26 protein-coding genes and 4 tRNA genes are annotated in these 24312 nt (G+C 71.2%); 9 read left to right on the forward strand and 21 right to left on the reverse strand.

What is annotated here, in order from left to right; translation table 11 throughout:
* Positions 1-94: 94 nt before the first annotated feature.
* The 5 genes from AB0O53_RS16440 to AB0O53_RS16460 form a co-directional block, all read right to left on the reverse strand.
* On the reverse strand, positions 95-523 hold the full coding sequence (locus AB0O53_RS16440) for a MaoC family dehydratase (RefSeq protein ID WP_365196158.1): 429 nt from the start codon (positions 521-523) through the stop codon (positions 95-97).
* A 1-nt stretch (position 524) separates the two neighbouring features.
* A complete protein-coding gene (locus AB0O53_RS16445) occupies positions 525-977 on the reverse strand; it encodes a MaoC family dehydratase N-terminal domain-containing protein (RefSeq protein WP_030958986.1) in 453 nt (150 codons plus the stop codon).
* A 142-nt stretch (positions 978-1119) separates the two neighbouring features.
* Positions 1120-1284, reverse strand: a complete 165-nt coding sequence (rpmG, locus tag AB0O53_RS16450) for a 50S ribosomal protein L33 (protein ID WP_007265873.1) — start codon at positions 1282-1284, stop codon at positions 1120-1122.
* Positions 1285-1372: 88 nt separating this feature from the next.
* Positions 1373-1445, reverse strand: a tRNA-Met gene (locus AB0O53_RS16455).
* 48 nt (positions 1446-1493) lie between these two features.
* Positions 1494-1566 (reverse strand) — tRNA-Thr (locus AB0O53_RS16460).
* A 394-nt stretch (positions 1567-1960) separates the two neighbouring features.
* On the opposite strand from AB0O53_RS16460, the gene AB0O53_RS16465 reads away from it, so the two are divergent.
* Together AB0O53_RS16465 and AB0O53_RS16470 are read left to right on the forward strand one after the other, a co-directional pair.
* Positions 1961-3235 (forward strand): amidohydrolase family protein, encoded by a 1275-nt coding sequence (locus AB0O53_RS16465; protein WP_350992887.1) that lies wholly within the window; start codon positions 1961-1963, stop codon positions 3233-3235.
* A gap of 49 nt (positions 3236-3284) precedes the next feature.
* Entirely contained in the window at positions 3285-3941 is a 657-nt protein-coding gene (locus AB0O53_RS16470; RefSeq protein ID WP_350992888.1) for an SDR family oxidoreductase, read from the forward strand.
* 55 nt (positions 3942-3996) lie between these two features.
* Here AB0O53_RS16470 and AB0O53_RS16475 read toward each other — a convergent pair whose 3' ends face one another.
* Complete coding sequence (locus tag AB0O53_RS16475) at positions 3997-4437, reverse strand: DUF3574 domain-containing protein (RefSeq protein ID WP_350992889.1); 441 nt, start codon at positions 4435-4437, stop codon at positions 3997-3999.
* A gap of 117 nt (positions 4438-4554) precedes the next feature.
* Positions 4555-4636: transfer RNA gene (locus tag AB0O53_RS16480), tRNA-Tyr, on the reverse strand.
* Positions 4637-4836: 200 nt separating this feature from the next.
* Here AB0O53_RS16480 and AB0O53_RS16485 point away from each other — a divergent pair.
* Positions 4837-5325 carry a YajQ family cyclic di-GMP-binding protein gene (locus AB0O53_RS16485; protein ID WP_030030284.1) on the forward strand — a complete coding sequence of 163 codons (489 nt, stop codon included), beginning with the start codon at positions 4837-4839 and terminating at the stop codon, positions 5323-5325.
* A 25-nt stretch (positions 5326-5350) separates the two neighbouring features.
* On the opposite strand, the gene AB0O53_RS16490 is transcribed toward AB0O53_RS16485, so the two are convergent.
* From AB0O53_RS16490 to AB0O53_RS16500, 3 genes are all read right to left on the reverse strand, one after another.
* Positions 5351-5563 carry a tyrosine-type recombinase/integrase gene (locus AB0O53_RS16490; protein ID WP_365196163.1) on the reverse strand — a complete coding sequence of 71 codons (213 nt, stop codon included), beginning with the start codon at positions 5561-5563 and terminating at the stop codon, positions 5351-5353.
* 207 nt (positions 5564-5770) lie between these two features.
* Complete coding sequence (locus AB0O53_RS16495; RefSeq protein WP_365196166.1) at positions 5771-6325, reverse strand: GNAT family N-acetyltransferase; 555 nt, start codon at positions 6323-6325, stop codon at positions 5771-5773.
* A gap of 12 nt (positions 6326-6337) precedes the next feature.
* Complete coding sequence (locus tag AB0O53_RS16500; protein WP_365196169.1) at positions 6338-7600, reverse strand: NsdA family TPR-like regulatory protein; 1263 nt, start codon at positions 7598-7600, stop codon at positions 6338-6340.
* Positions 7601-7777: 177 nt separating this feature from the next.
* On the opposite strand from AB0O53_RS16500, the gene AB0O53_RS16505 reads away from it, so the two are divergent.
* The 4 genes from AB0O53_RS16505 (at position 7778) to AB0O53_RS16520 (ending at position 9345) form a co-directional block, all read left to right on the forward strand.
* On the forward strand, positions 7778-7939 hold the full coding sequence (locus AB0O53_RS16505) for a hypothetical protein (protein ID WP_365196171.1): 162 nt from the start codon (positions 7778-7780) through the stop codon (positions 7937-7939).
* Complete coding sequence (locus AB0O53_RS16510; protein WP_365196174.1) at positions 7939-8649, forward strand: phytanoyl-CoA dioxygenase family protein; 711 nt, start codon at positions 7939-7941, stop codon at positions 8647-8649. Before AB0O53_RS16505 ends, AB0O53_RS16510 begins: the two co-directional genes overlap by 1 nt.
* 47 nt (positions 8650-8696) lie before the next feature.
* Complete coding sequence (locus tag AB0O53_RS16515; protein ID WP_365196177.1) at positions 8697-9149, forward strand: hypothetical protein; 453 nt, start codon at positions 8697-8699, stop codon at positions 9147-9149.
* A gap of 121 nt (positions 9150-9270) precedes the next feature.
* Positions 9271-9345: transfer RNA gene (locus AB0O53_RS16520), tRNA-Ala, on the forward strand.
* Positions 9346-9367: 22 nt separating this feature from the next.
* On the opposite strand, the gene AB0O53_RS16525 is transcribed toward AB0O53_RS16520, so the two are convergent.
* The 3 genes from AB0O53_RS16525 to AB0O53_RS16535 all read right to left on the reverse strand — a co-directional run bounded on the left by AB0O53_RS16525 (position 9368) and on the right by AB0O53_RS16535 (position 12875).
* Positions 9368-10609: an MFS transporter gene (locus AB0O53_RS16525; RefSeq protein ID WP_365196180.1), complete on the reverse strand. Its 1242-nt coding sequence runs from the start codon at positions 10607-10609 to the stop codon at positions 9368-9370.
* Positions 10610-10800: 191 nt separating this feature from the next.
* Positions 10801-11640 carry a hypothetical protein gene (locus tag AB0O53_RS16530; RefSeq protein WP_365196183.1) on the reverse strand — a complete coding sequence of 280 codons (840 nt, stop codon included), beginning with the start codon at positions 11638-11640 and terminating at the stop codon, positions 10801-10803.
* A gap of 23 nt (positions 11641-11663) precedes the next feature.
* Complete coding sequence (locus tag AB0O53_RS16535; protein ID WP_365196186.1) at positions 11664-12875, reverse strand: DNA cytosine methyltransferase; 1212 nt, start codon at positions 12873-12875, stop codon at positions 11664-11666.
* Between the two features lie 507 nt (positions 12876-13382).
* Between AB0O53_RS16535 and AB0O53_RS16540 the strand changes: the two genes are divergently transcribed.
* The gene (locus tag AB0O53_RS16540; protein ID WP_350992891.1) at positions 13383-14810 is read left to right on the forward strand and encodes a SulP family inorganic anion transporter; all 1428 of its coding nucleotides are present in this window, start codon (positions 13383-13385) and stop codon (positions 14808-14810) included.
* A gap of 18 nt (positions 14811-14828) precedes the next feature.
* Positions 14829-16064, forward strand: a complete 1236-nt coding sequence (locus tag AB0O53_RS16545) for an APC family permease (protein WP_350992893.1) — start codon at positions 14829-14831, stop codon at positions 16062-16064.
* Here AB0O53_RS16545 and AB0O53_RS16550 read toward each other — a convergent pair.
* From AB0O53_RS16550 to AB0O53_RS16585, 8 genes are all read right to left on the reverse strand, one after another.
* A complete protein-coding gene (locus AB0O53_RS16550; RefSeq protein WP_350992895.1) occupies positions 16048-16572 on the reverse strand; it encodes an SMI1/KNR4 family protein in 525 nt (174 codons plus the stop codon). The genes AB0O53_RS16545 and AB0O53_RS16550 overlap by 17 nt on opposite strands.
* Before the next feature lie 110 nt (positions 16573-16682).
* The gene (locus tag AB0O53_RS16555; RefSeq protein WP_030842592.1) at positions 16683-17075 is read right to left on the reverse strand and encodes a YccF domain-containing protein; all 393 of its coding nucleotides are present in this window, start codon (positions 17073-17075) and stop codon (positions 16683-16685) included.
* Complete coding sequence (gene htpX / locus AB0O53_RS16560) at positions 17072-17935, reverse strand: zinc metalloprotease HtpX (RefSeq protein WP_060179538.1); 864 nt, start codon at positions 17933-17935, stop codon at positions 17072-17074. The genes AB0O53_RS16555 and htpX overlap by 4 nt, the downstream gene beginning before the upstream one ends.
* A 207-nt stretch (positions 17936-18142) precedes the next feature.
* A complete protein-coding gene (locus AB0O53_RS16565) occupies positions 18143-19684 on the reverse strand; it encodes an NADH-quinone oxidoreductase subunit N (RefSeq protein WP_365196191.1) in 1542 nt (513 codons plus the stop codon).
* Positions 19681-21234 carry a complex I subunit 4 family protein gene (locus tag AB0O53_RS16570; protein ID WP_350993202.1) on the reverse strand — a complete coding sequence of 518 codons (1554 nt, stop codon included), beginning with the start codon at positions 21232-21234 and terminating at the stop codon, positions 19681-19683. The genes AB0O53_RS16565 and AB0O53_RS16570 overlap by 4 nt, the downstream gene beginning before the upstream one ends.
* 38 nt (positions 21235-21272) lie before the next feature.
* The gene (locus AB0O53_RS16575; protein ID WP_365196194.1) at positions 21273-23321 is read right to left on the reverse strand and encodes an NADH-quinone oxidoreductase subunit 5 family protein; all 2049 of its coding nucleotides are present in this window, start codon (positions 23319-23321) and stop codon (positions 21273-21275) included.
* Complete coding sequence (gene nuoK, locus AB0O53_RS16580) at positions 23318-23698, reverse strand: NADH-quinone oxidoreductase subunit NuoK (RefSeq protein ID WP_365196197.1); 381 nt, start codon at positions 23696-23698, stop codon at positions 23318-23320. Before nuoK ends, AB0O53_RS16575 begins: the two co-directional genes overlap by 4 nt.
* Positions 23698-24303, reverse strand: coding sequence for an NADH-quinone oxidoreductase subunit J family protein (locus tag AB0O53_RS16585; protein WP_365196275.1), 606 nt, complete (start codon positions 24301-24303; stop codon positions 23698-23700). Before AB0O53_RS16585 ends, nuoK begins: the two co-directional genes overlap by 1 nt.
* Positions 24304-24312 lie beyond the last annotated feature (9 nt).

The raw sequence follows: 24312 nt of genomic DNA on the forward strand, positions 1-24312 counted from the left end.
CTTCGTCAAGTGGTCGCTGCGACGGATCCCGAGGGGGGAGGGAGGGAGGGGGCGGATGGTCCGCCCCCTCTTCGCCGGGCACCCGGGCGGGCACTCAGGCGAGTGCGACCACCGCGCGGGACATGCCGAGGACCTTCTGACCGGCGCTCATGGCCGTCAGGTCGACCCGTACGCGGTTGTCGTCCAGCTTCGCCGCGACCTTGGCGGTGACCTCGATCAGGCCGCCCTGGTCGTCGTTGGGGATCACGACGGGCTTGGTGAAGCGCACGCCGTACTCGACCACCGCGCCCGGGTCGCCCACCCAGTCGGTGACCACGCGGATCGCCTCGGCCATGGTGAACATGCCGTGCGCGATCACGTCCGGCAGCCCGACCTCCTTGGCGAACTTCTCGTTCCAGTGGATCGGGTTGAAGTCGCCCGAGGCACCGGCGTACTGCACGAGCGTGGCGCGCGTCACGGGGAAGGACGCGGCGGGCAGCTCGGTGCCGACCTCGACGTCGGCGTACTTGATCTGCGCTGCCATGTCAGGCCTCCTCGGGGGCGCGGGAGACGAGCTTCGTCCACGCCGTCACCACGTGCTCGCCGGTCTCGTCGTGGACCTCGCCGCGGATGTCGATGATGTCGTTGCCCGCGAGCGACTTCACGGCCTCGATGGTGGAGGTGACGGACAGGCGGTCACCGGCACGCACCGGGCGGGAGTACGCGAACTTCTGGTCGCCGTGCACGACGCGGCTGTAGTCCAGCCCCAGCTGCGGGTCCGCGACGACCTGGCCGGCCGCCTTGAAAGTGATGGCGAACACGAACGTCGGCGGTGCGATCACATCGGAGTGGCCGTAGGCCTTGGCCGCTTCGGGATCGGTGTAGACGGGATTGGCGTCACCCACCGCGACCGCGAATTCGCGGATCTTCTCCCGGCCGACCTCGTACGGATCGGTGGGCGGGTAGCTCCGCCCCACGAAGGACTGGTCGAGAGCCATGACTCACTACCTCCTGTTGAAGGGACACGAAACACACAGGGACAAAGAAAAAGATCAGGAACGGGCACGGAAACGACACAAGGCCGCCCCCAATGAAGGGGACGACCTCATGACGGTGCCTGTATTCGAGACTTCGCTGGGGTCAGCGGGTCTCGCGGTGCGCGGTGTGCGAGTTGCAGCGCGGGCAGTGCTTCTTCATCTCCATGCGGTCCGGGTTGTTACGCCGGTTCTTCTTGGTGATGTAGTTCCGCTCCTTGCACTCCACGCAGGCCAGCGTGATCTTCGGGCGGACGTCGGTGGCAGCCACGTGAGTGCTCCTTGACGGACTATGGGACGGATGAACGCATAAAAGAGTAGCCGATCGGGAGACCGACCCCGCAATCGGCTACTGTGGGTAGCGGCGACCGGACTTGAACCGGTGACACAGCGATTATGAGCCGCTTGCTCTACCGACTGAGCTACGCCGCTTTGATGTGATCGGCTCCCCACCCGAGGGTGGGGGGCCTCTCTCACCAGAGCCCCAATGCGGAATCGAACCGCAGACCTTCTCCTTACCATGGAGACGCTCTACCGACTGAGCTATTGGGGCGAGCGATGAAGACATTACACGGTTGCCCGCCGATCGCCCAAATCCTTTGCGGCAGCAGGGCTCCGAGGGGGTTCGCAAGCTCCTCCCGATCAACTCGCCGGGCCCTCCCGCCCCACTTCTCCCGCAGTTTGTGTGCGGGCTCACACGCGCCGCGCGCCCCGCGGCCGCTCGCGGCCCTCGCAGCGGCCCTCTCAGCGGCCGACGCACGGGGGACCACACCGGAACGCACGGGCTCACCGCACCGGGACGCACGGGGGCACCACACCGGTACGACTATTGCGCTCTTCCGCGAAGCGGAGTGTGCCGCGCCCTAGGCTCTGAGCACGCTGCGTGATCTTGGGACGAGGGCCGCGGCCACGGCCCCAGGAACCGCCCGAGCCACCGCAGGAGCGCGATGTCCGACAGCCAGCCGCAGCAGCCGTCCCACTCCCCGCGCAGCGGCAACGGCAACGGCAGCGCGGCCGCCGCCGAGGCCGCGACGCTGCTGCTCGCCGGAGCCCGCCTCACGGACGGCCGTACCGTCGACGTCCGCCTCGGAGGCGGCCGGATCCAGGCCGTCGGGACCACGGGCAGCCTCTCCTCCCCCGTGCTGTCCCGGGTGGACCTCAGCGGCTACCTGCTGCTCCCCGCTCCCGCCGAGCCCCACGCCCACGGGGACACCGCGCTGACCGCCGACAGCGACGGGCCCGTCTCCTACGCCCCGGACGAGGTGCAGCGCCGCGCCACCGAGGCGGCCCTGCTCCAGCTCGGCCACGGCGCGACCGCCCTGCGCTCGCACGTGCGCATCGGCGACGCGCACGGCCTCGGCCCCCTGGAGGCCGTGCTCCAGGCCCGGCGCTCCCTGCGCGGCCTCGCCGACCTGACCGCGGTGGCCGTACCCCGGCTGCTGACCGGCGCGGCCGGCGCCGACGGGCTCGCCATGCTGCGGGACGCGGTCAAGATGGGCGCCTCGGTCATCGGCGGCTGCCCCGACCTGGACCCGGACCCGACGGGCTTCCTCGAAGCCGTCCTGGAGCTCGCCGACGAGCACGGCTGCCCCGTGGACCTGCACACCGACGGTGACGACCCGGCCCGCCTCTCCCGGCTCGCGGCGATGGCGGGCGGGCTGCGCCCCGGCGTGACCATCGGACCCTGCGGGGGCCTGTCCCGGCTCCCGCTGGACGCGGCGGCCCGCGCCGCCGACCGGCTCGCGGCGGCCGGCGTACGCGTGACCTGCCTGCCCCAGGGCGACTGCGCGGCCCTGGAGCGCCGCGGCCTGCGCACCGCCCCCGTCCGGCTCCTGCGGGCCGCCGGCGTACGGGTCGCGGCCGGCAGCGGGGCCCTGCGGGACGCCGGGAACCCGGTCGGCCGCGGCGACCCGCTGGAGGCCGCCTACCTGCTGGCCTCCCAGGGCGGACTGCGGCCCGGCGAGGCCTACGACTCCGTCAGCGCCTGCGCCCGCGAGGCCATGGGCCTGCCGGAGGTACGGGTGGAGCCGGGCTTCCCGGCCGAGCTGGTCGCCGTGCGCGGCGACCGGATCGCGGGCGTGCTCTCCCTCGCGTACAGCCGGATCGTCATCCACCGCGGGCGGGTGGTGGCCCGTACGAGCGCGGTGCGCGAGTACTGCGACTCCGCCGTCGCGGTGGCCCTGGACCTCCCCCGGCAGGGCCGCACCGAGGCGGGCCCCTGAGGGGGTGTCTTCCCGGGCGGGGGCGCCCGGCTCGTCGTACCGTCGGGGCATGCGCATCGTCATCGCGGGTGGACACGGTCGGATCGCGCTGCGGCTGGAGCGCCTGCTCGCCGCGCGCGGGTACGAGGTCGCGGGCATCATCCGCGACCTCGAACAGGGCGACGACCTCAGGGAGGCCGGCGCCGAACCGGTGCTCTGCGATCTGGAGTCGGCCACGGTGGAGCACGTGGCGGGGATCCTGCAGGGCGCGGACGTGGCCGTGTTCGCGGCGGGCGCCGGCCCCGGCAGCGGTGCCGGACGCAAGGACACCGTGGACCGGGGCGCCGCGGTGCTGTTCGCCGACGCGGCCGAACGGGCCCGCGTACGCCGCTTCCTGATGGTCTCTTCGATGGGCGCGGACGCCCATCACGAGGGCGACGAGGTCTTCGACGTCTACCTGCGGGCCAAGGGCGAGGCCGACGACCACGTACGGACCCGGCTGGGCCTGGAGTGGACGGTGCTGCGCCCGGGCTCGCTGCTCGACGACGCCGGGAAGGGCCAGGTCCGCCTGGAGGCGCGGACGGGGCGGGGAGCGGTGCCGCGCGACGACGTCGCGGCGGTGCTGGCCGAGCTGGTGGAGATGCCCGCGACGGCGGGCCTGACCCTGGAGCTGATCTCCGGCTCGACCCCGGTCGAGGTGGCCGTCAAGGACGTGGCGGGCAACTGACGGCCCGGCGGGGAAGGCCGGCTCCGCAGGGCCCGCCTCCCCGCCCGCCGGCGGCTCAGAACTGCGCTTCCAGCTTGTCGTCGGAGCGTCCGACCGAGTCCTGCTGGTAGCGGCTCTCGTACGCGTCGCGGATCCGCTCGATGCGCACGCTGCGGTCGTCGGCCTCCTTCTCCGGGTACAGCAGGACCACTTCGTAGGAGGCCTCGCGGACGATCTTGCCGTCTGCGCCGCGCCACTGGCCGTATCCGTCGTGGAGGGTCAGCCCCTCGGGGAAGGCGGGGGTGATCTCCCGGTCCAGGAAGCGCATGAACTCCGCCTCCGCGACCGGGCCGCCGCCGTCGGCCCGGTCGGTGCCGAAGTACAGCCGCGTCTCCCGGTAGGGCTCCCCCACGTCCGTGTGCAGGGCGGCTCCCATCAGAGCCGGAATCCCCGCGCCGAGCAGGGCCATGAGCACCCCGCCGCCGACCTTCCCCCGCGTGTCAGATGTCCATTTCACCCCCGGAGAACGACCGGGAGCCCCCGACGATGCGGCCCGCGCCCCACGGCGCCACCGGGAATGCGAAAGAACCCCCGTCCACTGCGTTTCCGCAGATGAACGGGGGTTCCACTCGCGTGGCGGCGCCAGGGTTCGAACCTGGGTAGGCTGAGCCGGCAGATTTACAGTCTGCTCCCTTTGGCCACTCGGGCACACCGCCAAGAGACGCTGCCATTTTTTCCGCCTTGCGGCGGCGCTCCCTGGCAACGACGTAAACGATACCTGATGACCGGGGGTGCTTCGCCACCGGATTGATCAGCGCCACGGGTGGGCGCGGTGGCTAGGCTTTGCCGAGCGGTCCGGGCATGTCCGGCCGCGCCCTCCGGGGCGATCGCAATCGACTTCAAGGAGCCACAGCACATGGCCGACTCCAGTTTCGACATCGTCTCGAAGGTCGAGCGGCAGGAGGTCGACAACGCCCTCAACCAGGCCGCCAAGGAGCTCTCGCAGCGCTACGACTTCAAGGGCACCGGCGCCACCATCGCCTGGTCCGGCGAGAAGATCCTGATGGAGGCGAACTCCGAGGAGCGCGTCAAGGCCGTCCTCGACGTCTTCGAGACCAAGCTGGTCAAGCGCGGCATCTCGCTCAAGGCGCTGGACGCCGGCGAGCCGCAGCTGTCCGGCAAGGAGTACAAGATCTTCGCCACGATCGAGGAGGGCATCTCCCAGGAGAACGCCAAGAAGGTCGCGAAGATCATCCGTGACGAGGGTCCGAAGGGCGTCAAGGCCCAGGTCCAGGGCGACGAGCTGCGGGTCAGCTCCAAGAGCCGTGACGACCTCCAGGCCGTCCAGGCCCTCCTCAAGGGCAAGGACCTGGACTTCGCGATCCAGTTCGTGAACTACCGCTGATAAACGCCGCTGACCTGCACGAAGGTCACTGGGCCTTGGCTGGAGGGCACAACGCGGGCACATCGCCGAGGGCCGCCTCGACGGCGGCTCGCGTTGTGTCCTCCTCGTCGGGCCACAGGTGCGTGTAGATGTCGAGGGTGATCGACGGCTTCGAGTGGCCGAGCCGACGCTGAACCGTCTTCACGCTCTCGCGGTGCTTGATCAGCAGCGAGGCGTAGAAGTGCCGCAGGTCGTACATGCTCGTCCCGGCCGGCAGACGGAGCAGACCAGGCTGCTTCCCGTCCGGGCTGTCCTTCCTGACCCATGCGGCGTGCGCTCTCTCGTGGTGTCGCGGAGAGCTGCCCCAGAATGTCGGCGCGCACCGATTCCCCCTCCCGCGCACACAGGCGGCGCGCTTGGTGGAAGCCCGCGACCGGTCGCTGCGCTTCACGCGTGCGGGAGCAGCTCAGCGGAGGTCGAGCAGCATCACGTCGTGCAGGTCCGCGCCCGCCCATGGGCGGGCGTCGCCGATCTTGCGGTATCCCCATGCCCGGTATGCGGAGACAGCCGCCTTGCTGTTCGGGTGGACGTTGAGCAGGACCCGCTCGGCATCAGTGCCGTCAAGGACGGCATCGTGCAGGCGGCGGGCGATGCCCTGCCTGCGCCATGGGGCACGCACGGCGAGCTCCATCAGGCCGAACGTCCGGCGGCCGTCCTCGCGCCGCATCTCCTCGGGCACCGGCGCGATCAGCTGGTCCCACCAGCCCGTATGCGGCCCGAGGGGGTAGCCGTACGCCATGCCGACGGCCTCGCCGTCCGGGACGCACGCCAGGGCGCCGCGAAAGGTGGCCTTGCGGGTCTGGGACCGGAAGCGACGGAACGCGGCTGCGACGTCGGTCTCGGTCTCGTCGTAGGGCGGTTCGGCGAACGCCTCGGCGTAGACCAGACGGAACGCTTCCTCGGCCCTGGCGGCGGCCGGCCCGTCGAGTTGCTCGACGCTGGCCCGTGCTGGCTGACTCATCCGGCGGCCCTCTCACACGGTTTCGCGGATACGTGCCACGCATTCGCGGGCGGTTGGGCTGTCGACTACCCCGGCCGCCCGCCGGAAATCGTGCACCTTGCCCAGCAGCCGGGGCGAGGCGATGCCTCCCCAGGTATCCAGCACGCCGCCCACCTCGGCGCACGCCTCGTCGACCTCCCCCGCGGCGAGGAGGACACCGGCGAGCTTGACGCGGTACGAGGCACTGTTCCGGGCGAGCCCAGCGCCAATCCCGCGCACGGCCGCCCGGAGGAACGGCACGGCTCGCTTGGGCTGGTCTGCTCGTGCGTACATGTCCGCCGTGGCGTAGTCGACCTCGAACGGGCCGACGAACTTGGCCCAGTTGGGCACGTCAGTGTCGGCGTCCGTGCGCCCCTGGTAGCTGACTGCGCGGGACAGGGCGCGGCGTGCGCCCGACAGGTCCCCGGCGTGCGTGGCGACGTTCGCGTCGCGGAGCGCGATCACGAGGTGCACCGTCGCACCCGCCTCTGCCTGCGTTGCGAGACGGTAGGCGTTCTCGACGGCACTCGCAGCCTCCCAGGACCGGCCGGCCTTGACCGCGAGGAGTACGAGCGTCTCCAGCACGGAGACCTGTAGCAGCGGGTTGTCGACGAGCTGCGCCGCGGCGAGGGCTTCCATGCAGGCGGCGCGGCCCTCCGCGATGCGCCCGCCGTCGTAGCCGTACCAGGCCCGGTGTCCGTGCAGCTCGGCGAGCATCGTCTGTAGCTCACGGCCCACACCGGAGGTGTACGAGGCGCTGCTCAGGGCTCGCGTGATCTCCGCCTCGATGCGCTCGGCCTGCGTGCTCGCCGGCACGCTGCCTGCGCTGTGGTCTGTCTGGTAGAGCCCGTCGAGGCGCTCTCTCAGCCGCCCGAGATCGGCCGTGCCGATGCGTGGGCCCGGCGCGGCGGGCAGCAGGGCAGCGGCAGCGAGGGCGCCCGCGTCTGCGACGAACGTTCTCCTCTTCACCTCTCCAGCGTCGCTGATCGGTGCCGCAACCGTCACGCGATGACCGGGGACGTCGAACCCCATCTCGGCGAGGGGCATGCCGAACATGGCTTCAAGTACAGCTTGCTGGCCCGGATGCGGCAGGGGCGGGGGCGTTTCGCTCTCCCACCGTCGCAGTTGGCGGACGCTCACCGCGGCGGCGACGCCGAGGCGGGCGGACTCCTGCCGGAACGCCTTGACGAACGTCTCCTGCGTGTGGCTGGCAGCCCGCCGTAACCCTGCCAGCCCGCCCGGCTCCTGTTCCGTCACGCGCTTCCCCCTCGCAGCTACGGGTCGTGCACCCACCGTAGTGATCTGGCCCCGGACTCGGGCGCGGAAACGTCCGCCCAAACGTCCGGTGCCCACTCGCCCATGACGCCCTCTCAAGCGGTGCACTGGTGACACACCGAACCACAACGCCCCTGAGCAGCGGGAGTGCGCATGCCCATGACCATTCGCGTGTACGACGTCAACGGCCAGACGGGAGAGGTCGTCCACGAGCGTGCCGAGGTGGTCGTCGGGCCCGGGGTCCGAGACAGCCCGCCCATGAACTCCCTCGCCTTCCCGCCCTGCCAGTGCACCCGCTGCCAGTCGAAGGGCGAAGCCTGATGAGCGCGCCCCTCACCATCAGCTACACGGGACCGAGCCCGCTCGGCGAGGACGGATACCGGACCGGGCTGGAGTGGAACACCAACAGCCGAGCCCGCGCCCGAGCGGTCGAGGTCATCGCCGAGCACCGGGCCGAGCGGACCGAGGTCGTGCTCGACGCGCACCTGCGCTCCGAGTGGGCCGCACACGCGGTACGCGCCCCCGGACTGCTCGCCGCCGTGCAGCAGACGATCGGCGAGGCGGTCGCCGTCGAGAACACCTTTCTGATGATCAAGTGGCCCGGCCGTGAGTTCCGCGTGCCCTGGCACCAGGACGGCACCAACCGACGGATGCAGCTCGACCCCGCCCGCTCGGTCGCGGCCTGGCTCGCCATTACCGACGCGACTACCGCCAACGGCTGCTTGCAGGTCATCCCCGGCTCACACGCCAGCGGCTACCTCGGCAACGACCGCGAGGCGACCAGCGCCCGCCGAGGTAGAGCCCTCGGAGTGCAGGGCATGCCCAACGGGCCGCACGACCACGGCCTATGGCTGCCGCTCGACGCCGGGCAGGCATGCCTGATGGACGTCCGGCTCCTGCACCGCTCGGACAGCAACACGACCGCCGGCGCCCGGATCGGCCTGAACATCCGCTACGTCGCTCCCGGTGCCATCCGGTCGAGCGGCCCCCACAGCCCCAGCCTGTACCCGTTGACCGGGTCGAGCTGGTGATCACGCACCACCTGCAACGCACCATCGGCAACGAGAGGAGAACCACCGTGACCATCCTCGAAACCAGCGCTCCGCCGATCACCCGTGTCCGGGTGCTCACCGGCGAGGACGTCGACCCCGCCCGGCGCGGCAGCAAGAGCGTCTTGGCGTTCAGCGACTGCCGGTACTACTGCCCCGACGCCGCGACCGTCGAGCGGTGCATCGAGCACCTGCGTGCCAGCGACGAGCGGCTGCGCTCCCGCCCCGACGAGCAGATGCTCTGGGACTGGGAGTGCACGTACTTCGAGGCCGACCCGGACAACGAGAACGGCGGCGGGACGGTCCTGCTGGGCGTCGCCTGGTACGACCGCGCGTTCTTCGACGACCGTCGGGGCGCCTGGTTCGGCGCCATGCACACCCGCATCTACCAGGAGATCGGCGTCTCGTTCGAGAACGTGACCGTCGAGCACTGGCTCGCACTCGACGCGGCCGAGTGGAAGCCGGAAGCGCCCGCGGCGTAACCGTCGGCCCTCCGACCGCCTGGCCCCTCGCCGGACCTGCACCACCGGCGGGGGGTGAGGCGCGTAGCCCTGGGAAAATCGCTGGCTCCGTGATGGGGCGGGCTGCCTACGATCACCGCAAGCGGGGTCGTAGCACAGAGGTAGTGCGCCTACACAGCATGGAGGAGGACGCCGGTTCGAATCCGGCCGCCCCGCCCTTCAATCCTGAGCACCACGGTTCATCGGCCAGCCGTCGAAAGGGCTGGCAGAGCCGCATCCCGCCGCCGCAGTCGTGAGGCTGCCAGCAACGCCCCGAGCGCCGTTCCTGTGACCATGACCCCGCCGGCGACGAAGGCCCCTCGCGGTGAAGCGTCCACCAGCAACGGCAGCACGAGCATTCCGGCCGTGCCGCCGGCCCGGATGATCGTCTGATCGACGGACATCAGGCGCAGCCGTTCCGCCGGGGCGAACGCGCCGAGGTGCGCGCGCAGGGTCACGCTCGTAGCCGGGGTGACGATGCCCGTCAGCAGGGCGAGCAGGAGCAGCGCGGGCAGATCGAGTACCAGACCCATGCAGGCGGTCGCCACGCCTTGTAGCGCCCACGCACCGCAGTAGACGGTCAGCCAGCCGCCCGAGCGCCGTTTGCTCGCGAGGGGGTTACCGAGCAGCGCCCCGACGCCCACGGCCGCCGTGACGAGTCCGTACACCGCGGCGCCCGCCCCGTACCGGGTGGCGAGCAGGGCCGGCATGCCGATAGCAGTCACGGCCGAGCAGAACAGGGCTACCCCGTGCAGGCCAATCGCCAGTCCGACCCGCGGGTGCTCACGCAGTACCGGCCCGGCCGGGACTGACGACCGCGCCCTACCCCCAGGGCGCTCGGCAGCTTCGCCTGCCGAGGTCGCATAGCGGCGAGCCAGCCAGCGCAGCGCCACGGCGGACACCGCGAACGTCGCGCCGTTCAAGGCGAAGAGCTGCACCTCGGAGACGAAGAGCAGCAGCAGGCCGATGCTGGCCGGGCCCGCGATACGGGCGATGCGGCCCGTGAGGTCGAGGAGACCCGTAATCTGCTGCACCCGCTCGGGCTCGACGAGATCGGGCACCAGGGCGCCGAGGTTGGGATCGAACAGCGCCCCGAGCACGCCGAGGAGCAGCACACCGGCGAGCAGCAGAGCGATGCCCCGCGCGTCGGGCGACCACAGGAACGGCAGCGCGACCGCAACCGCTGCCCGCGCCCCGTCGACCCATGCGAGAGCCCGGTACGAGGAGAAGCGGGAGACGATCCGCCGGCCCACGGTGCCGAGGGCGATGTACGGCAGCGACTCGGCCACCGCGACGAGGCCCATGAGCGAGGCCGATCCTGTCGCGGCGTAGACGACCCACATGACCGCGAGGGCATAAAGGCGGTCCCCGAGGACCGAGAGGCTCTGTGCGAGCCACAGCACCAGTACGGCCCGCTGCCGGAGCAGCCGCAGATAACCCAATATGCCCTCCCGGGCCTGCCGCATCTGACCGGGAGCGCTGTCCCTGCCGAACCGCCGCCCACCCTAGAACCACCTGTCGGCCGTGTGCTCGGCATTCTCAGGTACCTCACACGGACGTGGCTCGGCACGTACGGAATCTGCCGTGCTTGTGGCGGGCACGGAGGTCGTCCGCCGTGCCCGCCCTACCTGGATCAGATCATCGAGAAGCGCGAGTCGTACTCGTGCGCCATGCGCTGGATCATCGAGTCGTAGTGCAGCACGTCGTCAGGTGCAGGCGCCGGGGACGTGCTGACCAGCGTGCAGGGGCTTGTGCCGTCGTTGTTCATATCGACGGCGACGATGCCCAGACCATCGAAGCCCTGAGAGGTGTGGTGGCTACGTCGGGGAAGTCCGGCGACCTGTGCCACTGCTCGTTCCATGGCGTGAGGTTGCTTGTGCTTGTTCGGCCCAGGCTTGTTCTGGTTGGTCGGGCTGTAGAACTCTTCAGCAGCGTTGACCATGAAGAAGCCGATCGAGAGAGCTTGGCTTGAGTGCCCATGGACGATCTGGTGGCTTGAATTCAGCTCGTCGTACAGACGGGGGAGAGCCTTGATGTGCTCTGTCATGCATGCCTTGGCTTCCAGAGCAACCAGGACACTGCCGACGGGCCCTTCCTTTATGACAGGGAGGTCGTCCAGCATCGTCTGCTGCTCTGAAGAGAGCTCGATCCCGTACTTCTCCATGGTCGCCATCGACTGAAGCGTGCGCGGCTTCTTAGGGCCGGGCGCACCCGCCTTGGGGCGGCACAGGACGAGGTCGAGTCGCTTCTTCTTCTCGGGCGAGAAGCTGGTCAAGGTGTGGTTGATGCCGAAGACCACCTTCCCGTCCTCGACATGAGAGCGCAGCACCTGGCTGTTCAGCATCAGGTCGAACAAGATCCCCCAGCAGATGAGCTGGCCATGTCGGTCACTGCGACCGTGGTACTGGAGCATGGCGCCCTGGATGGGCACCTTCTTGCTCAGGCTCCTCGTGAGAATGTCTACGGCTTCCAAGGCACACCCCTTTCGGGGGAACCCTATCCCCCGTCACCAACGTTGATCGGCGCCCTGTTTGCCGGGTCCATCAGCTCCACGTGCTGCTTCATATCGAGAAGGAACGCTTCGTCGAACTTCAGCTTGGCCTTCTGTGTGCGCGAGTAGAACCCAGCAGCGGCTCGGTAGCTCAGCGGGGTCAGCTGACTGCGATCAACAAGATCGAGAATGTGTGTGTACGGGAGGTTCTGCGGCCACATTGACGCCGTGGAGCGCCACCGCTTACCACCCTGACCCCACGCAGCAGCCGGCCAACGGTCGTGATCGGCGATCTCAACGGCTTCGGTCTCGTCGTAGCTTCCCGGATTCAGGAGCTGCTCCCCGAGCCACTGGGAGACGCCGACGGTGACAGCATTCCCCACCAGCTTCCAGCGGTCGCCCTTCTTCTCCGTGGTCCCCTCAGCCAGAGTCCAGTCCTTCGGGAAGCCCTGGAGCTGCTCAGCATCGGTGATCGACGGAGTCACGATCCGATGGCCCTCAGGGTTGCCGGGAATCCACATCGCGGGCGGGGAGGGGATACTCAGACCAGACCCCCCCTTGACCGTCGGCACTGCATCTTGTGCCCACCCAAGGCCACGGAGTCCCTCAGTCCAGTAGAAGCCGAAGGCGTCGGTGGGAAGGGTTCGTGACTCGGGCTCTCCAGCGTCCTCAGAGAGCAGAACATTGCGCGGGTCTTCCGTGAGGCTTGCGACGAAGAGCACACGCTGACGGCGCTGCGGCACACCGGTGAAGCGGGAGTCCACCAGCCGATACGCCCATGAGTAACCGAGCGCTTCCAGCTCCTGCACAAGGTGCAGCATCGCTTTGCCCTTATCGAGCACGAGCATGTTCCGCACGTTCTCCAGCACGAGCCAGCGCGGGTGATGCTTCTTGAGCAGGCGGAAGACATGCGACACAAGACCAGACTGTTCGCCCCCGATACCCGCCGTCCGGCCGGCCTGTGAGAGGTCCTGGCAGGGAAAACCAGCGGTCACGACATCTACATCGCCGGGCAGAGCCCTGAGGTGCTGCACGTCAGGTTCGAGCGGTACCTCGGGGAACTGCTTGGCCAGCACTGCCTGAGCCGGCGCCCAGACCTCACAGAGCATGGCTGTGTCGAGCCCCGCCCGCTTCAGGCCAAGCTCAAGCCCGCCGACTCCCGCGAAGAGACCCGCGACTCGTAGGGGCTGCTGGCTCACGACTACCTCACTGCTCACGACGAGATCCTGTCATATCGGTCTGGCATGTCTGGCTTGATCTCCGATGGACGCCAAGTAGAGCTGCGTCGTCCCATCGGATAGGAATGATCACGAGTTCGCGCTCCTTATTGCGGAGGGGTCGGGTCCAGCGGCTTCCCGTCACTGATCTGTGCCGTGCCTGCGGGCACAGCGAGGGCACACGCCCATAGAAGAGCGCGAAAAGCCGCAACAACTGTTGAAAGTAGTTTTCGCAGGTCAGGATGCATGACCCAGCGTTTACGCAGGCCAGATGATCAACATGGCAGTTCGTGAACTACCGCTGACGCAGGTCCGCGACCTGTCACCACGCCGGCCCGGCGGTCTTCACCGACCGCCGGGCCGCGGTGGTTGCGGGGTGCGTGGGGTGTGTGTGCCGGGCGTGTGCGGCGCGCGCGCCGCCGCGGGCTTCCGTGGGCACTTGGGCGGCGGGGAGTGCGCCCGCCACGGTGGGTGGCATCACATCACCGCGTGGCAGGGGGTTCTCGCATGCCTGGGGCCGGCACGTTTCGCGAAGACTTCGGGGCGTCCGTCGTCGTCGCACTGGTCGCCATCCCCCTGTGCGTGGGGGTGGCCGTCGCCTCCGGGGTGCAGGCCGAGCTGGGGATCGTCACCGGCGTGGTCGGCGGGCTGGTCACCGGCTGGTTCCGCGGGAGCTCCCTGCAGGTGAGCGGGCCCGCGGCCGGACTGACCGTGCTCGTCTACGAGGCGCTGCAGACGCACGGCACGGCCGCGCTCGGGGTGCTGGTGCTGGCCGCCGGCGCGCTCCAGCTGGGCATGGGGGCGCTGCGCCTCGGACGGTGGTTCCGGGCGATCTCCGTGGCCGTCGTGCACGGCATGCTGGCCGGCATCGGGCTCGTGCTGATCTCCGGGCAGCTGTACGCCCTGGGCGACGCGGAGGCTCCCGGGCAGACCCTGGCGAAGCTGGGCGGGGTGCACGGCCTCGCGGCGCGGGCCGACTGGGCCGCCGTGCTGCTCGGCGTCGGGACCATCGCCGTCATGGTGGCGTGGCGCCGGGCGCCCGCCCGTCTGCGGCTGCTGCCGGGCGCGCTGGTCGGAGTGGCCGCCGCCGCGACCGCGGCCGCCCTGCTGGGGCTGCCCGTGGAGAAGGTGCGGGTGACGGGGGTCCTGGAGGCCGTCTCCCCGCCCGCCTGGGGGGAGTTCGGGGTCCTGGCGTCCTTCGGAGCGGCCGGGACGGTGGTCGCGCTGGCACTGATCGCTTCCGCCGAGACCCTCTTCAGCGCGGCCGCCGTGGACCGGATGCACGACGGGCCGCGGACGGAGTACGACCGGGAACTGATCGCCCAGGGCGTGGGCAACAGCGTCTGCGGGCTGCTCGGGGCGCTGCCGATGACCGCCGTGATCGTCCGCAGCGCCGCCAACGTGGAGGCCGGGGCGCGCACCCGCGCCTCCCGGGTGATGCACGGCGGCTGGCTGCTGCTCTTCGCCGTGGCCTTCCCCGAGGTGCTGGAGCTCGTGCCGCTGGCCGCTCTGGCCGGGGTGCTCCTGTACGCGGGGTGGAAGCTGCTGCCGGTCCGGGCGGTGGCCGCGCTGTGGCGCACGCACCGGGGCGAGGCGGTGGTGCTGGTCGCCACGGCCGGCGCGATCGTCGTGACCAACCTCTTCGAGGGGGTGCTGGTCGGGCTGGGGCTGGCCATCGCCAAGGCCGCCTGGGAGACCTCCCACGTGCACATCGAGGAGGTCTGGGAGGACGGGGAGCTCTGCGTGCGGGTCATGGGGAACGCCAGCTTCCTGCGCCTGCCCAAACTGCTCGACGCCCTGGACGCGCTGCCCCACGGTCAGCCGGTGCGGCTGGACCTGAGCGGTCTGCGCCATCTCGACCACGCCTGCCTGACCGCCCTGGAGGGCTGGGAGCGCACCCGGGCGCCGCTCCCCGGCCGCGAGGGCGTCACCTAGGCCGGTTACCCTCCGCCGGTGGACAACGAGCTGAAGCGCACCCTGGGGGTCTTCGACGCGGTCGTCGTCGGCCTCGGAGCCATGGTCGGCGCCGGGGTGTTCGCGGCCTTCGCCCCGGCCGCCCGGGCCGCGGGCGGGGCACTCCTCGCCGCCCTCGCGGTGGCGGCGCTCGTGGCCTACTGCAACGCGCACTCCTCGGCCCGGCTGGCCGCCCGTTATCCGGCCTCCGGCGGCACCTACGTGTACGGGCGGGAGCGGCTCGGTCCCTTCTGGGGCCATCTGGCCGGCTGGGGCTTCGTGGTCGGCAAGACCGCGTCCTGCGCGGCGATGGCACTGACGGTGGGTGCCTACCTGTGGCCCGGGCGCGAGCACGCCGTGGCGGTGGCGGCGGTGGTGGCGGTCACCGCCGCGAGCTACGGCGGCGTGCAGAAGTCCGCCCGGATCGCCCGGCTGATCGTGGCGGTGGTCCTGGCCGTGCTGGCCGGGGTGGTCGTGGTGTGCCTGTCCTCGGGTGCGGCCGTACCCGGGCGGCTCGTCGGGGCGCACTGGTCCCTCTTCGGGCTGTTGCAGGGCGCCGGCCTGCTGTTCTTCGCCTTCGCGGGCTATGCGCGGATCACCACTCTGGGCGAGGAGGTGCGTGACCCGGAACGCACGATCCCGCGGGCGGTGCCACTGGCGCTGGGGATCGCCCTGCTGGTGTACGCGGCGGTGGGGGTGGCGGTGCTCTCGGTGCTCGGTGTCGAGGGGCTGGCCGGGTCGGCGGCGCCGCTGGCCGACGCGGTCCGGGCGGCGGGCGCGCCGCAGCTGGCGCCGGTGGTCCGGGTGGGTGCGGCCCTGGCCGCGCTGGGCTCGCTGCTGGCCCTCGTGCTCGGGGTGTCGCGGACGGTCCTGGCGATGGCCCGGGACGGGCATCTGCCGCGCACGCTGGCCGCCGTACATCCCCGCCACCAGGTGCCTGCCCATGCCGAGCTGGTGGTGGGCGCGGTCGTGGCGGTGCTCGCGGCCACCGCCGATCTGCGGGGCGCGATCGGCTTCTCCTCCTTCGGAGTGCTCGCCTATTACGCGATCGCGAACGCTTCCGCGTGGACTCTCGATTCAGGTGTCAAGGGGCGGGCCGTGGCGGCGGTCGGGCTGTCCGGCTGTGTGGTGCTGGCGTGTGCGCTGCCCCTCGCGTCGGCGGTCGCGGGGGCCGCGGTGCTGGCGCTGGGCGCCGCGGCGTACGGGGGGCGGGGCCGGCTCAGATCCGGGATCTGAACTCCGCCCAGGGCGCGAGGTCGAGGTCGTAGGCGTCCCCCGCCTCCGATTCCTCGCAGAACCAGGCGGTGCCGTCGAGCCAGCCGCGCAGCCAGCCCGCCAGGCCCGGCGCGTCGACGGACCAGGCGAGGTCCGGCTCGCCCGGATTCGGGTCGAACAACAGGACCTGGGCGGTGTCGGACCTGCAGTCGACGCAGGCGTACATGGCGCAGCCGAGGTCGGCGAAGGGCAGGACCCCTTCGGGCCAGCGCCATCCGGACTCACGCTGGGCCCGGTAGGCCCCGACGGCCCCGCGCAGGGGCAACAGGCCCTGCTCCGGACCGAATCCGCCGTCCCCGACGCGGGTGTAGAGCCGGGCGAGCAGGGGCGGCAGGGCGAAGCCGAGTATGCCCTCGGCGCGGGCGATCTCCCCGGTGCCCAGCGCCATGGGCAGGGGCTTTCCCTGGGCCCGTGCGGAGGTGTGCGCACGGGATGCGACTTGCTCCAGCAACTGCTCGGTCTCGTTCATGCGTTCATGGTGACGCACCCCACCGACATCGCGCCGCCCCTGTGGACAACTGCGCCGCGGACGGGGCCGGCCCGTCCGCGGCGCGGTGTCGAACGATGGGTGGTGTGCCGTCAGCGGGAGGCGAACGGGGCGTCCGTCGGGACGATTTCGCGGCCCAGCGGGAGCAGGGAGAGCGGGACCATCTTGAAGTTGGCGATGCCGAACGGGATGCCGATGATCGTGACGCAGAGGGCGATGCCGGTGACGATGTGGCCGAGGGCCAGCCACCAGCCGGCCAGCACCAGCCACAGGACGTTGCCGATGCAGGACGGGGCGCCCGCGTCGTGGCGCTCGACCGTGGTGTAGCCGAAGGGCCAGAGGGCGTAGACCGCGATGCGGAAGGCGGCGATGCCGAACGGGATGCCGATGATGGTGATGCAGAGGAGCACACCCGCGAGCAGGTATCCCAGGAACAGCCAGATGCCGCTGAGGATGAGCCAGATGACGTTCAGGATTGTCTTCATTGGCGGCGGCCTGCCATCTGTTCGAGCCGGGCGATGCGCTCGGCCATCGGAGGGTGGGTGGAGAACATCTTGGAAAGGCCCGCGCCTGGCCGGAACGGGTTGGCGATCATCATATGACTCGCCGTTTCCAGACGTGGCTCCGGCGGCAGCGGGAGCTGCTTGGTGCCCGCGTCGAGCTTGCGCAGGGCGCTGGCCAGGGCGAGCGGGTCCCCGGTGAGCTGGGCTCCGGAGGCGTCCGCCTCGTACTCGCGCGACCGGCTGATGGCGAGCTGGATCACCGAGGCGGCCAGCGGTCCCAGGATCATGATCAGCAGCATGCCGAGCAGGCCGGGGCCCTCGTCGTCGTTCGACCGGCCGATCGGGATGAGCCAGGCGAAGTTCACCAGGAACATGATCACCGAGGCGAGTGCTCCGGCCACCGACGAGATGAGGATGTCCCGGTTGTAGACGTGGCTGAGCTCGTGGCCGATGACCCCGCGCAGCTCGCGCTCGTCGAGGATGCGCAGGATGCCCTCGGTGCAGCAGACCGCGGCGTTGCGCGGGTTGCGGCCGGTGGCGAAGGCGTTCGGGGCCTCGGTGGGTGAGATGTAGAGCCGTGGCATGGGCTGGCGCGCGGACGTGGAGAGCTCGCGCACCATGCGGTAGAGCTGGGGAGCCTCGAACTCGCTCACGGGGCGGGCGCGCATCGCGCGCAGAGCCAGCTTGTCGCTGTTCCAGTACGCGTAGGCATTCGTCCCGAGGGCGACGATCACGGCCACGATCAGGCCGGTCCGTCCGAAGAAGCTGCCGATGAGGATGATGATTGCGGACAGCCCGCCGAGGAGTACGGCGGTCTTGAGCCCGTTGTGCCGGCGGTGCACGGTACGCCCTCCAAGTGGTGCGGCAGGGGAGCCCGTCATGGATTTGAGGGTCTACGGTCCAGTGGACCCTCCCTTCCTGGTCAACGCGAGGTGAGGGCGTCTGGTTCCCAGGGCGTGCCGGGGCGGCGGCCCGCCGCCGCCCCCTCGGCGGGGGTGGCGGGGCCGCCGCGGGCGTTACTCCGTACGGGGCAACGGCCCGGCTGCGGGCTACTGCGTGAAGAGGCTTCCCGACGCGACGCGCAGGACGAGCTGCGGGGCTCCCGAGAGGACGACCGCGGTGATCGCGGTCGCGACGATGGCCGCCGCGACCGGCCAGGGGGCCTTCGTGCGGGCCCCTGCGCCCTCCGGGCCCTCGGCGCCCTCGGGCGCGCGGAAGAGCAGCGCCGTCCAGCGCAGGTAGTAGTACAGGGCGATGACGACGTTGACCGCCATGAGGACGGCCAGCCAGCCCAGGCCCGCGTCGACGGCGGACTGGAAGACGGTGACCTTGGCGAAGAGCCCGATGATGCCCGGCGGCAGGCCTGCCAGGCAGAGCAGGAAGAAGGCCAGGGACAGTGCGGCGAGCGGGCGCTCGGCGTACAGGCCGCGGTAGTCGCTGATGCGGTGGAGCGGCTTGGTACGGGCGACGAGGGCGGCCACCGCGAAGGCGCCGAGGTTCACCGCGGCGTACATGAGGGCGTAGGCGAGGGTGGAGCCGATCTGGTCGCGCTCGGAGTAGGCGGCCGCGGCGATCGGGACCAGCAGGTAGCCGGCCTGGCCGACCGAGGACCAGGCGAGCAGCCGTACGGCGCTGTTCGGGCGGTCGGCGGACTGGCGCACGGCGGCGGCGTTGCCCAGGGTCATGGTGAGCGCGGCGAGGACGGCGACGGCCGGGCCCCAGACCTGCGCGTACGCCGGGAAGGCGATCACCGTGACGAGGATGAGGCCGGTGAAGCCCACGGCCTTGCCGATCACGGAGAGGTAGCCGGCGATGGGCAGGGGGGCTCCGACGTAGGTGTCGGGGACCCAGAAGTGGAAGGGGACGGCCGCGGTCTTGAACGCGAAGCCGACCAGGGTGAGCGCGACACCGGCCATGGCGAGGGTGTCGAGCTGCCCGGGTACGTCCTCCAGCCGGTCCGCGACCTGCGTGAGGTGCATCGATCCGGTGACGGCGTAGACGAAGCTGACGCCCATCAGCGACACGGCGGTGGCGGTGACGGAGGACAGGAAGAACTTCAGGGCGGCCTCGGAGGAGAGCCGGTCCCCGCGGCGCATGCCGACGAGCGCGAAGGCGGGCAGGGACGCGACCTCCAGCGCGACGATCAGGGTGGCGAGGTCGCGGGAGGCGGGCAGCAGGGCGGCGCCCGCGGCGGAGGAGAGCAGCAGGAACCAGTACTCGCCGGCGGGCATCCGCGTGTCGCGCACGGCGGTGACCGACAGCAGGGCGGTGAGCAGGGCGCCGGCCAGCACCAGGAACTGGACGACCACGGTGAAGTGGTCGGCGACGTAGCTGCAGGCCTCCGGGTCGGCGGTGAGGCAGAAGGTGGAGCGGTCGCCGGCGCGCAGCGGCAGCAGGGAGGCGGTCGCGGCGGCCAGGCCGGCCACCGCGATCCAGCCGAGGACCGGCTTGTGCCGCTCGGCGGTGAAGAGGTCGGCGACGAGGACGGCCAGGCCGACGACCGCGGTGATCACCACGGGTGCGATGGCGAGCCAGTCGACGGACTGGACCAGGCTGGGCGTCTCGGCCGCGAGGACCGTCAGGGCCGTCATGAGTTGCCTCCTGCGAGGAGCTGCTGAACGGCCGGGTCGGTCAGGCCGAGGAGGAGCGCGGGCCACAGGCCGGCGAGGACGGTGAGGGCGACGAGCGGGGTCCAGGCGGCGAACTCGTAGTGCTGGACGTCGGCGACGGTGAGCTCGGGGCCGGACTTCGGGTCGCCCATGCAGACGCGGCGTACGACGACCAGCAGGTAGGCGGCCGTGAGCAGGGTGCCGAACGCGCCGATGGCGGTGTACGTGAGGAACGCGGCGCGGGGCAGGCCCTCGGCCGGGTCGAAGGCGCCGAAGAGGGCCAGCATCTCGCCCCAGAAGCCGGCCAGGCCGGGCAGGCCCAGGGAGGCGACGGCGGCGAAGGCGAGGAGGGCGCCGAGGCGGGGGGCGCGGCCGTAGAGGGCGGCGCCGGTGGCCCCGGCGAGGGTGTCCAGGTCGGCGGTGCCGTAGCGGTCCTTCAGGGCGCCGACCAGGAAGAAGAGGAGGCCGGTGATCAGGCCGTGGGCGATGTTGGCGAAGAGGGCGCCGTTGACTCCGGTGGGGGTCATGGAGGCGATGCCGAGGAGGACGAAGCCCATGTGGCCGACGGAGGAGTAGGCGATGAGGCGCTTGAGGTCGCCCTTGTTCCCCTTGCGGGCCAGCGCGAGGCAGGCGAGCGATCCGTAGATGATGCCGACGACGGCGAAGGCGCCCAGGTAGGGGGCGAAGGCGGCCATGCCGTCGGGGGTGACGGGGAGCAGGATGCGGACGAACCCGTACGTGCCCATCTTGAGCAGGACGCCGGCCAGGAGGACGGATCCGACGGTGGGGGCGGCGGTGTGGGCGTCGGGCAGCCAGCTGTGCAGGGGCCACATCGGGGTCTTCACGGCGAGGCCGATGCCGATGGCGAGGACGGCCAGCAGCTGGGTGGTGCGGGACAGTTCGCGGCCGTTGTCAGAGGCGAGTGCCACCATGTCGAATGTGTCCGCCGTCACACCGATGAGGAGGAGGCCGAGCAGCATGACGACGGAGCCGAGGAGGGTGTAGAGGATGAACTTCCAGGCGGCGGCCTGCCGCTGGGCACCGCCCCAGCGGGCGATGAGGAAGTACATCGGGATGAGGACCATCTCGAAGGCGAGGAAGAAGAGCAGCAGGTCGAGGACGGCGAAGGTCGCGAGGGTGCCGGACTCGAGTACGAGGAGCAGCGCGACGAAGGCCTTCGGGGACGGGCCCGCGGGGAGCTTGAAGTAGCTGTAGAGCGCGCAGAGGAAGAACAGCAGCGCGGTCATCACGAGGAGGGGGAGCGAGATGCCGTCGACACCGAGGTGGATCCGGACGTCCAGCGCCGGGATCCAGCTGATGTCCGTCGTCGCCTGGAAGCGGGACGGGGCGTCGTGGTCGAAGCCGAGGGCGAGGGCGATCGCCGCGGCGAGGATGACGCCGGTGACGGTCACGCCGTGGCGGAGCACTGCCTGCTCGGGGCCGCGGCCCTTGAGGCCGGGCGGGGCCGGCAGGAGGGCCGCGACGGCGCCGAGGAGGGGCGCGGCCACGATGAACGCCAGAAGGAACTGCATCACGGACGGGCTGATATCAATCACGGCTGACTCACGGCTCACGATCCGGCGTTGACGTTGGCGAGGACGGCGGTGGCGATCGCCAGGACCACGGCGCCGGCGAGCAGGGCGCTCAGGTAGCTCTGCACGTTGCCGGTCTGGGCGCGGCGTACGAGGCCGCCGAGCAGCCGGGTGCCGGTGCCCGCGCCGCGCACGTACGTGTCCACGACCTCGCGGTCGAGGAAGGCGACGAGGCGGGCCGCCGCACGGACGGGACGGACGAACAGCCGGTCGTAGGCGGCGTCGAGGTGGAAGCCCGCGGCCGCGTGGCGGTGCAGGGGGCCCAGGAGGGCCCGGCCGGGGTCGGCGGCGGGTCCCGCCGGGACGGCGGGGTGCTCGTGGGTGACCTCGGCGACCTCCGGGGTCTCGGCCGCGGACTCGGCGGCCGCGGTGGCGGCGGACACCGCGGCGGCGACGGCGGCGGGCTGCTCGGCGGCGCCCGCGGCGCGGGCGGGTCCGGACGCGGGGGCCGTGGCGGCCTTGGCCGTGGCGCGCTGCCAGAGGGCGTAGGTGAGCATCGCGCCGATGACGGCGGCGCCCGTGCCGAGGACGGACGTGGCCAGGGTCGGGGTGAGTGCCCTGCCGTCGAACCAGTCGGCGAGCGAGTCCGCCGCGAGGCCGAAGCCGACCGACGGGATGGCCAGCAGCCACAGCACGCCGGTCATGGCGAGGGGCTCCTTGCCGTGGTCGGGGGCGGCCGCGCCCCGGCCTCGGAAGGCCATCAGCCACAGCCGGGCGGCGTAGGCGGCGGTGAGCAGGGCGGTGAGGACGCCCGCGATCAGCACCAGCCAGCCGGCGGCGGCGGGGGCGAGGTCGGAGTGGCCGGTGGCGGCCTGCTCGGCGGCGACGAGGACGGCTTCCTTGGAGAAGAAGCCGGCGAAGGGCGGGATCGCGGCGAGCGCGAGCAGCGCGATCGTCATCGTCCAGAAGGCGTCGGGAATGCGCTTGGCCAGGCCGTCCATCCGGGACATGGCGGCCAGGGAGTTCGTACCGGCGGCGTGGATGATCACGCCCGCGCCCAGGAAGAGGAGCGCCTTGAAGGCGCCGTGGGACAGGAGGTGGAAGACGGCGGCTCCGCGGTCGGCGACGGCCAGGGCGCCGGTCATGTAGGCGAGCTGGCCGATCGTGGAGTAGGCGAGCACCCGCTTGATGTCGTCCTGGGCGAGGGCGGCCAGGCCGGAGCCGACCATCGTGACGGCCGCCATGACGGCCATGACCACCAGTGCGGCGGCGGAGGCCGTGAAGACGGGCAGGAGGCGGGCGATGAAGTAGACACCGGCGGCGACCATCGTCGCGGCGTGGATCAGCGCGGAGACGGGGGTGGGGCCGGCCATCGCGTCGGGGAGCCAGGTGTGCAGCGGGAACTGCGCGGACTTGCCGGCGACGCCGGCGAGCAGGAGCAGCGCGATCAGCGTCGGGTGGTCGAGTCCGCCGGCGGCGACGGTCCCGAGGATCTCCGTGATCCGGAAGGAGCCGGCGTCGGTGGCGAGCGCGAACAGGCCGATGAGGAAGGGGACGTCGCCGAGCTTCGTGACGAGGAAGGCCTTCAGGGAGGCGGAACGGGCCGCTTCGGTCTCCCAGTAGTGGCCGACGAGGAAGTACGAGCAGATGCCCATGACTTCCCAGCCGACCAGCAGCACCATCAGGTCGCCGGAGTAGACGACGAGCAGCATGGCGGAGGTGAACAGCGAGACGAGGGCCGCGTAGGAGGGGTAGCGCGGGTCCTCGCGGAGGTACGCCGTCGAGTAGAGCTGTACGCAGGTGGCGACGACCCCGACGAGGACGGCGACCAGTGCGGCGAAGCCGTCGATGTAGAGCGAGAGGTCGATCGGCACCGAGCCGGTCGGGGTGAGCTCGGTCGCGGTGCTGATGGGCTGCCCGCCGCCCTGGCGGACGGCGACGATCACGGCCAGTGCGGCGGCGGCGAGCGTCGGCAGGATCGCGAGCGGGCGGACGAACCCGGGGGCGCGGCGGCCGAGCAGCAGGCCCGCCACCGCACCGAGGAAGGGCAGCAGCGGGACGAGGACGGCGAGGGTCGTGGTGCTCACGCGGCGACCTCCGGCCGGACGGTGCTGGTGCTGTCGTGGGTGTCGTGGGCGCCGTTCGGGCCGGGCTCGTGGCCTTCGGCGGTGTCGCGCAGGCGGTCGACGTCGGAGGTGCCGCGGTTGCGGTACACCATCAGCACGATCGCGAGGCCGATGCCGATCTCGGCGGCGGCGATGGCGATGGTGAAGAGGGTGAGGGCCTGGCCGGCGTGCAGGGTGTCGCGCAGCCAGACGTCGAAGGCGACCAGGTTGAGGTTGACGGCGTTGAGCATCAGCTCGACGGACATCAGGACGAGGATGGCGTTGCGGCGGGCGAGCACTCCGTACAGGCCCGTGCAGAAGAGGAGGGCCGCGAGCACGGCGGGGTAGGCGAGGTGCATCAGCGCTTCCCCTTGTCACGGGCGTCGTCGCGGGCGTCGTCATGGGCGCCGGCGGGTTCGTCGGCGGGGTCGTTGCGGCGGGACAGCACGATGGCGCCGATCAGGGCGGCGAGGAGGAGGACCGAGAGCGCCTCGAAGGGCAGCACCCAGTGCTGGAAGAGGATCTCGCCGGAGACCTTCGTGGAGCCCTGGACCGGCCCGTCCAGGTCGATCCAGGTGGTGCGGAAGGCGTCGACGACCACCCACACCAGGGCCACGGCCGCGACGACGGCGACGCCGAGGGCGATCCACCGGTTGCCGGAGTCGGCGTCCGGGGAGCGGCCGATGGGGGCCTTGGTGAGCATCAGCCCGAAGAGGAGGAGGACGACCACGGATCCGAGGTAGATCAGGACCTGGACCCAGGCGATGAACTCGGCGGTCAGCAGCAGGTACTCGACGGCGATGCCGCCGAGGGCGACGACCAGCCAGAGGGCGGCGTGCACCAGCTGTTTGGTGGTGACCGTGACGAGGGCCGCGCCGAAGGTGACGAGGCCCACGAGGAGGAAGGCGATCTCGACGCCCGTCGGGGACAGGAAACCGGGCCCGGTGGTGGCGGCTGCGGCCAGGGTGGCGGC

The organism is Streptomyces erythrochromogenes, from assembly GCF_040684695.1.
GTDB classification, from domain to species: domain Bacteria; phylum Actinomycetota; class Actinomycetes; order Streptomycetales; family Streptomycetaceae; genus Streptomyces; species Streptomyces erythrochromogenes_C.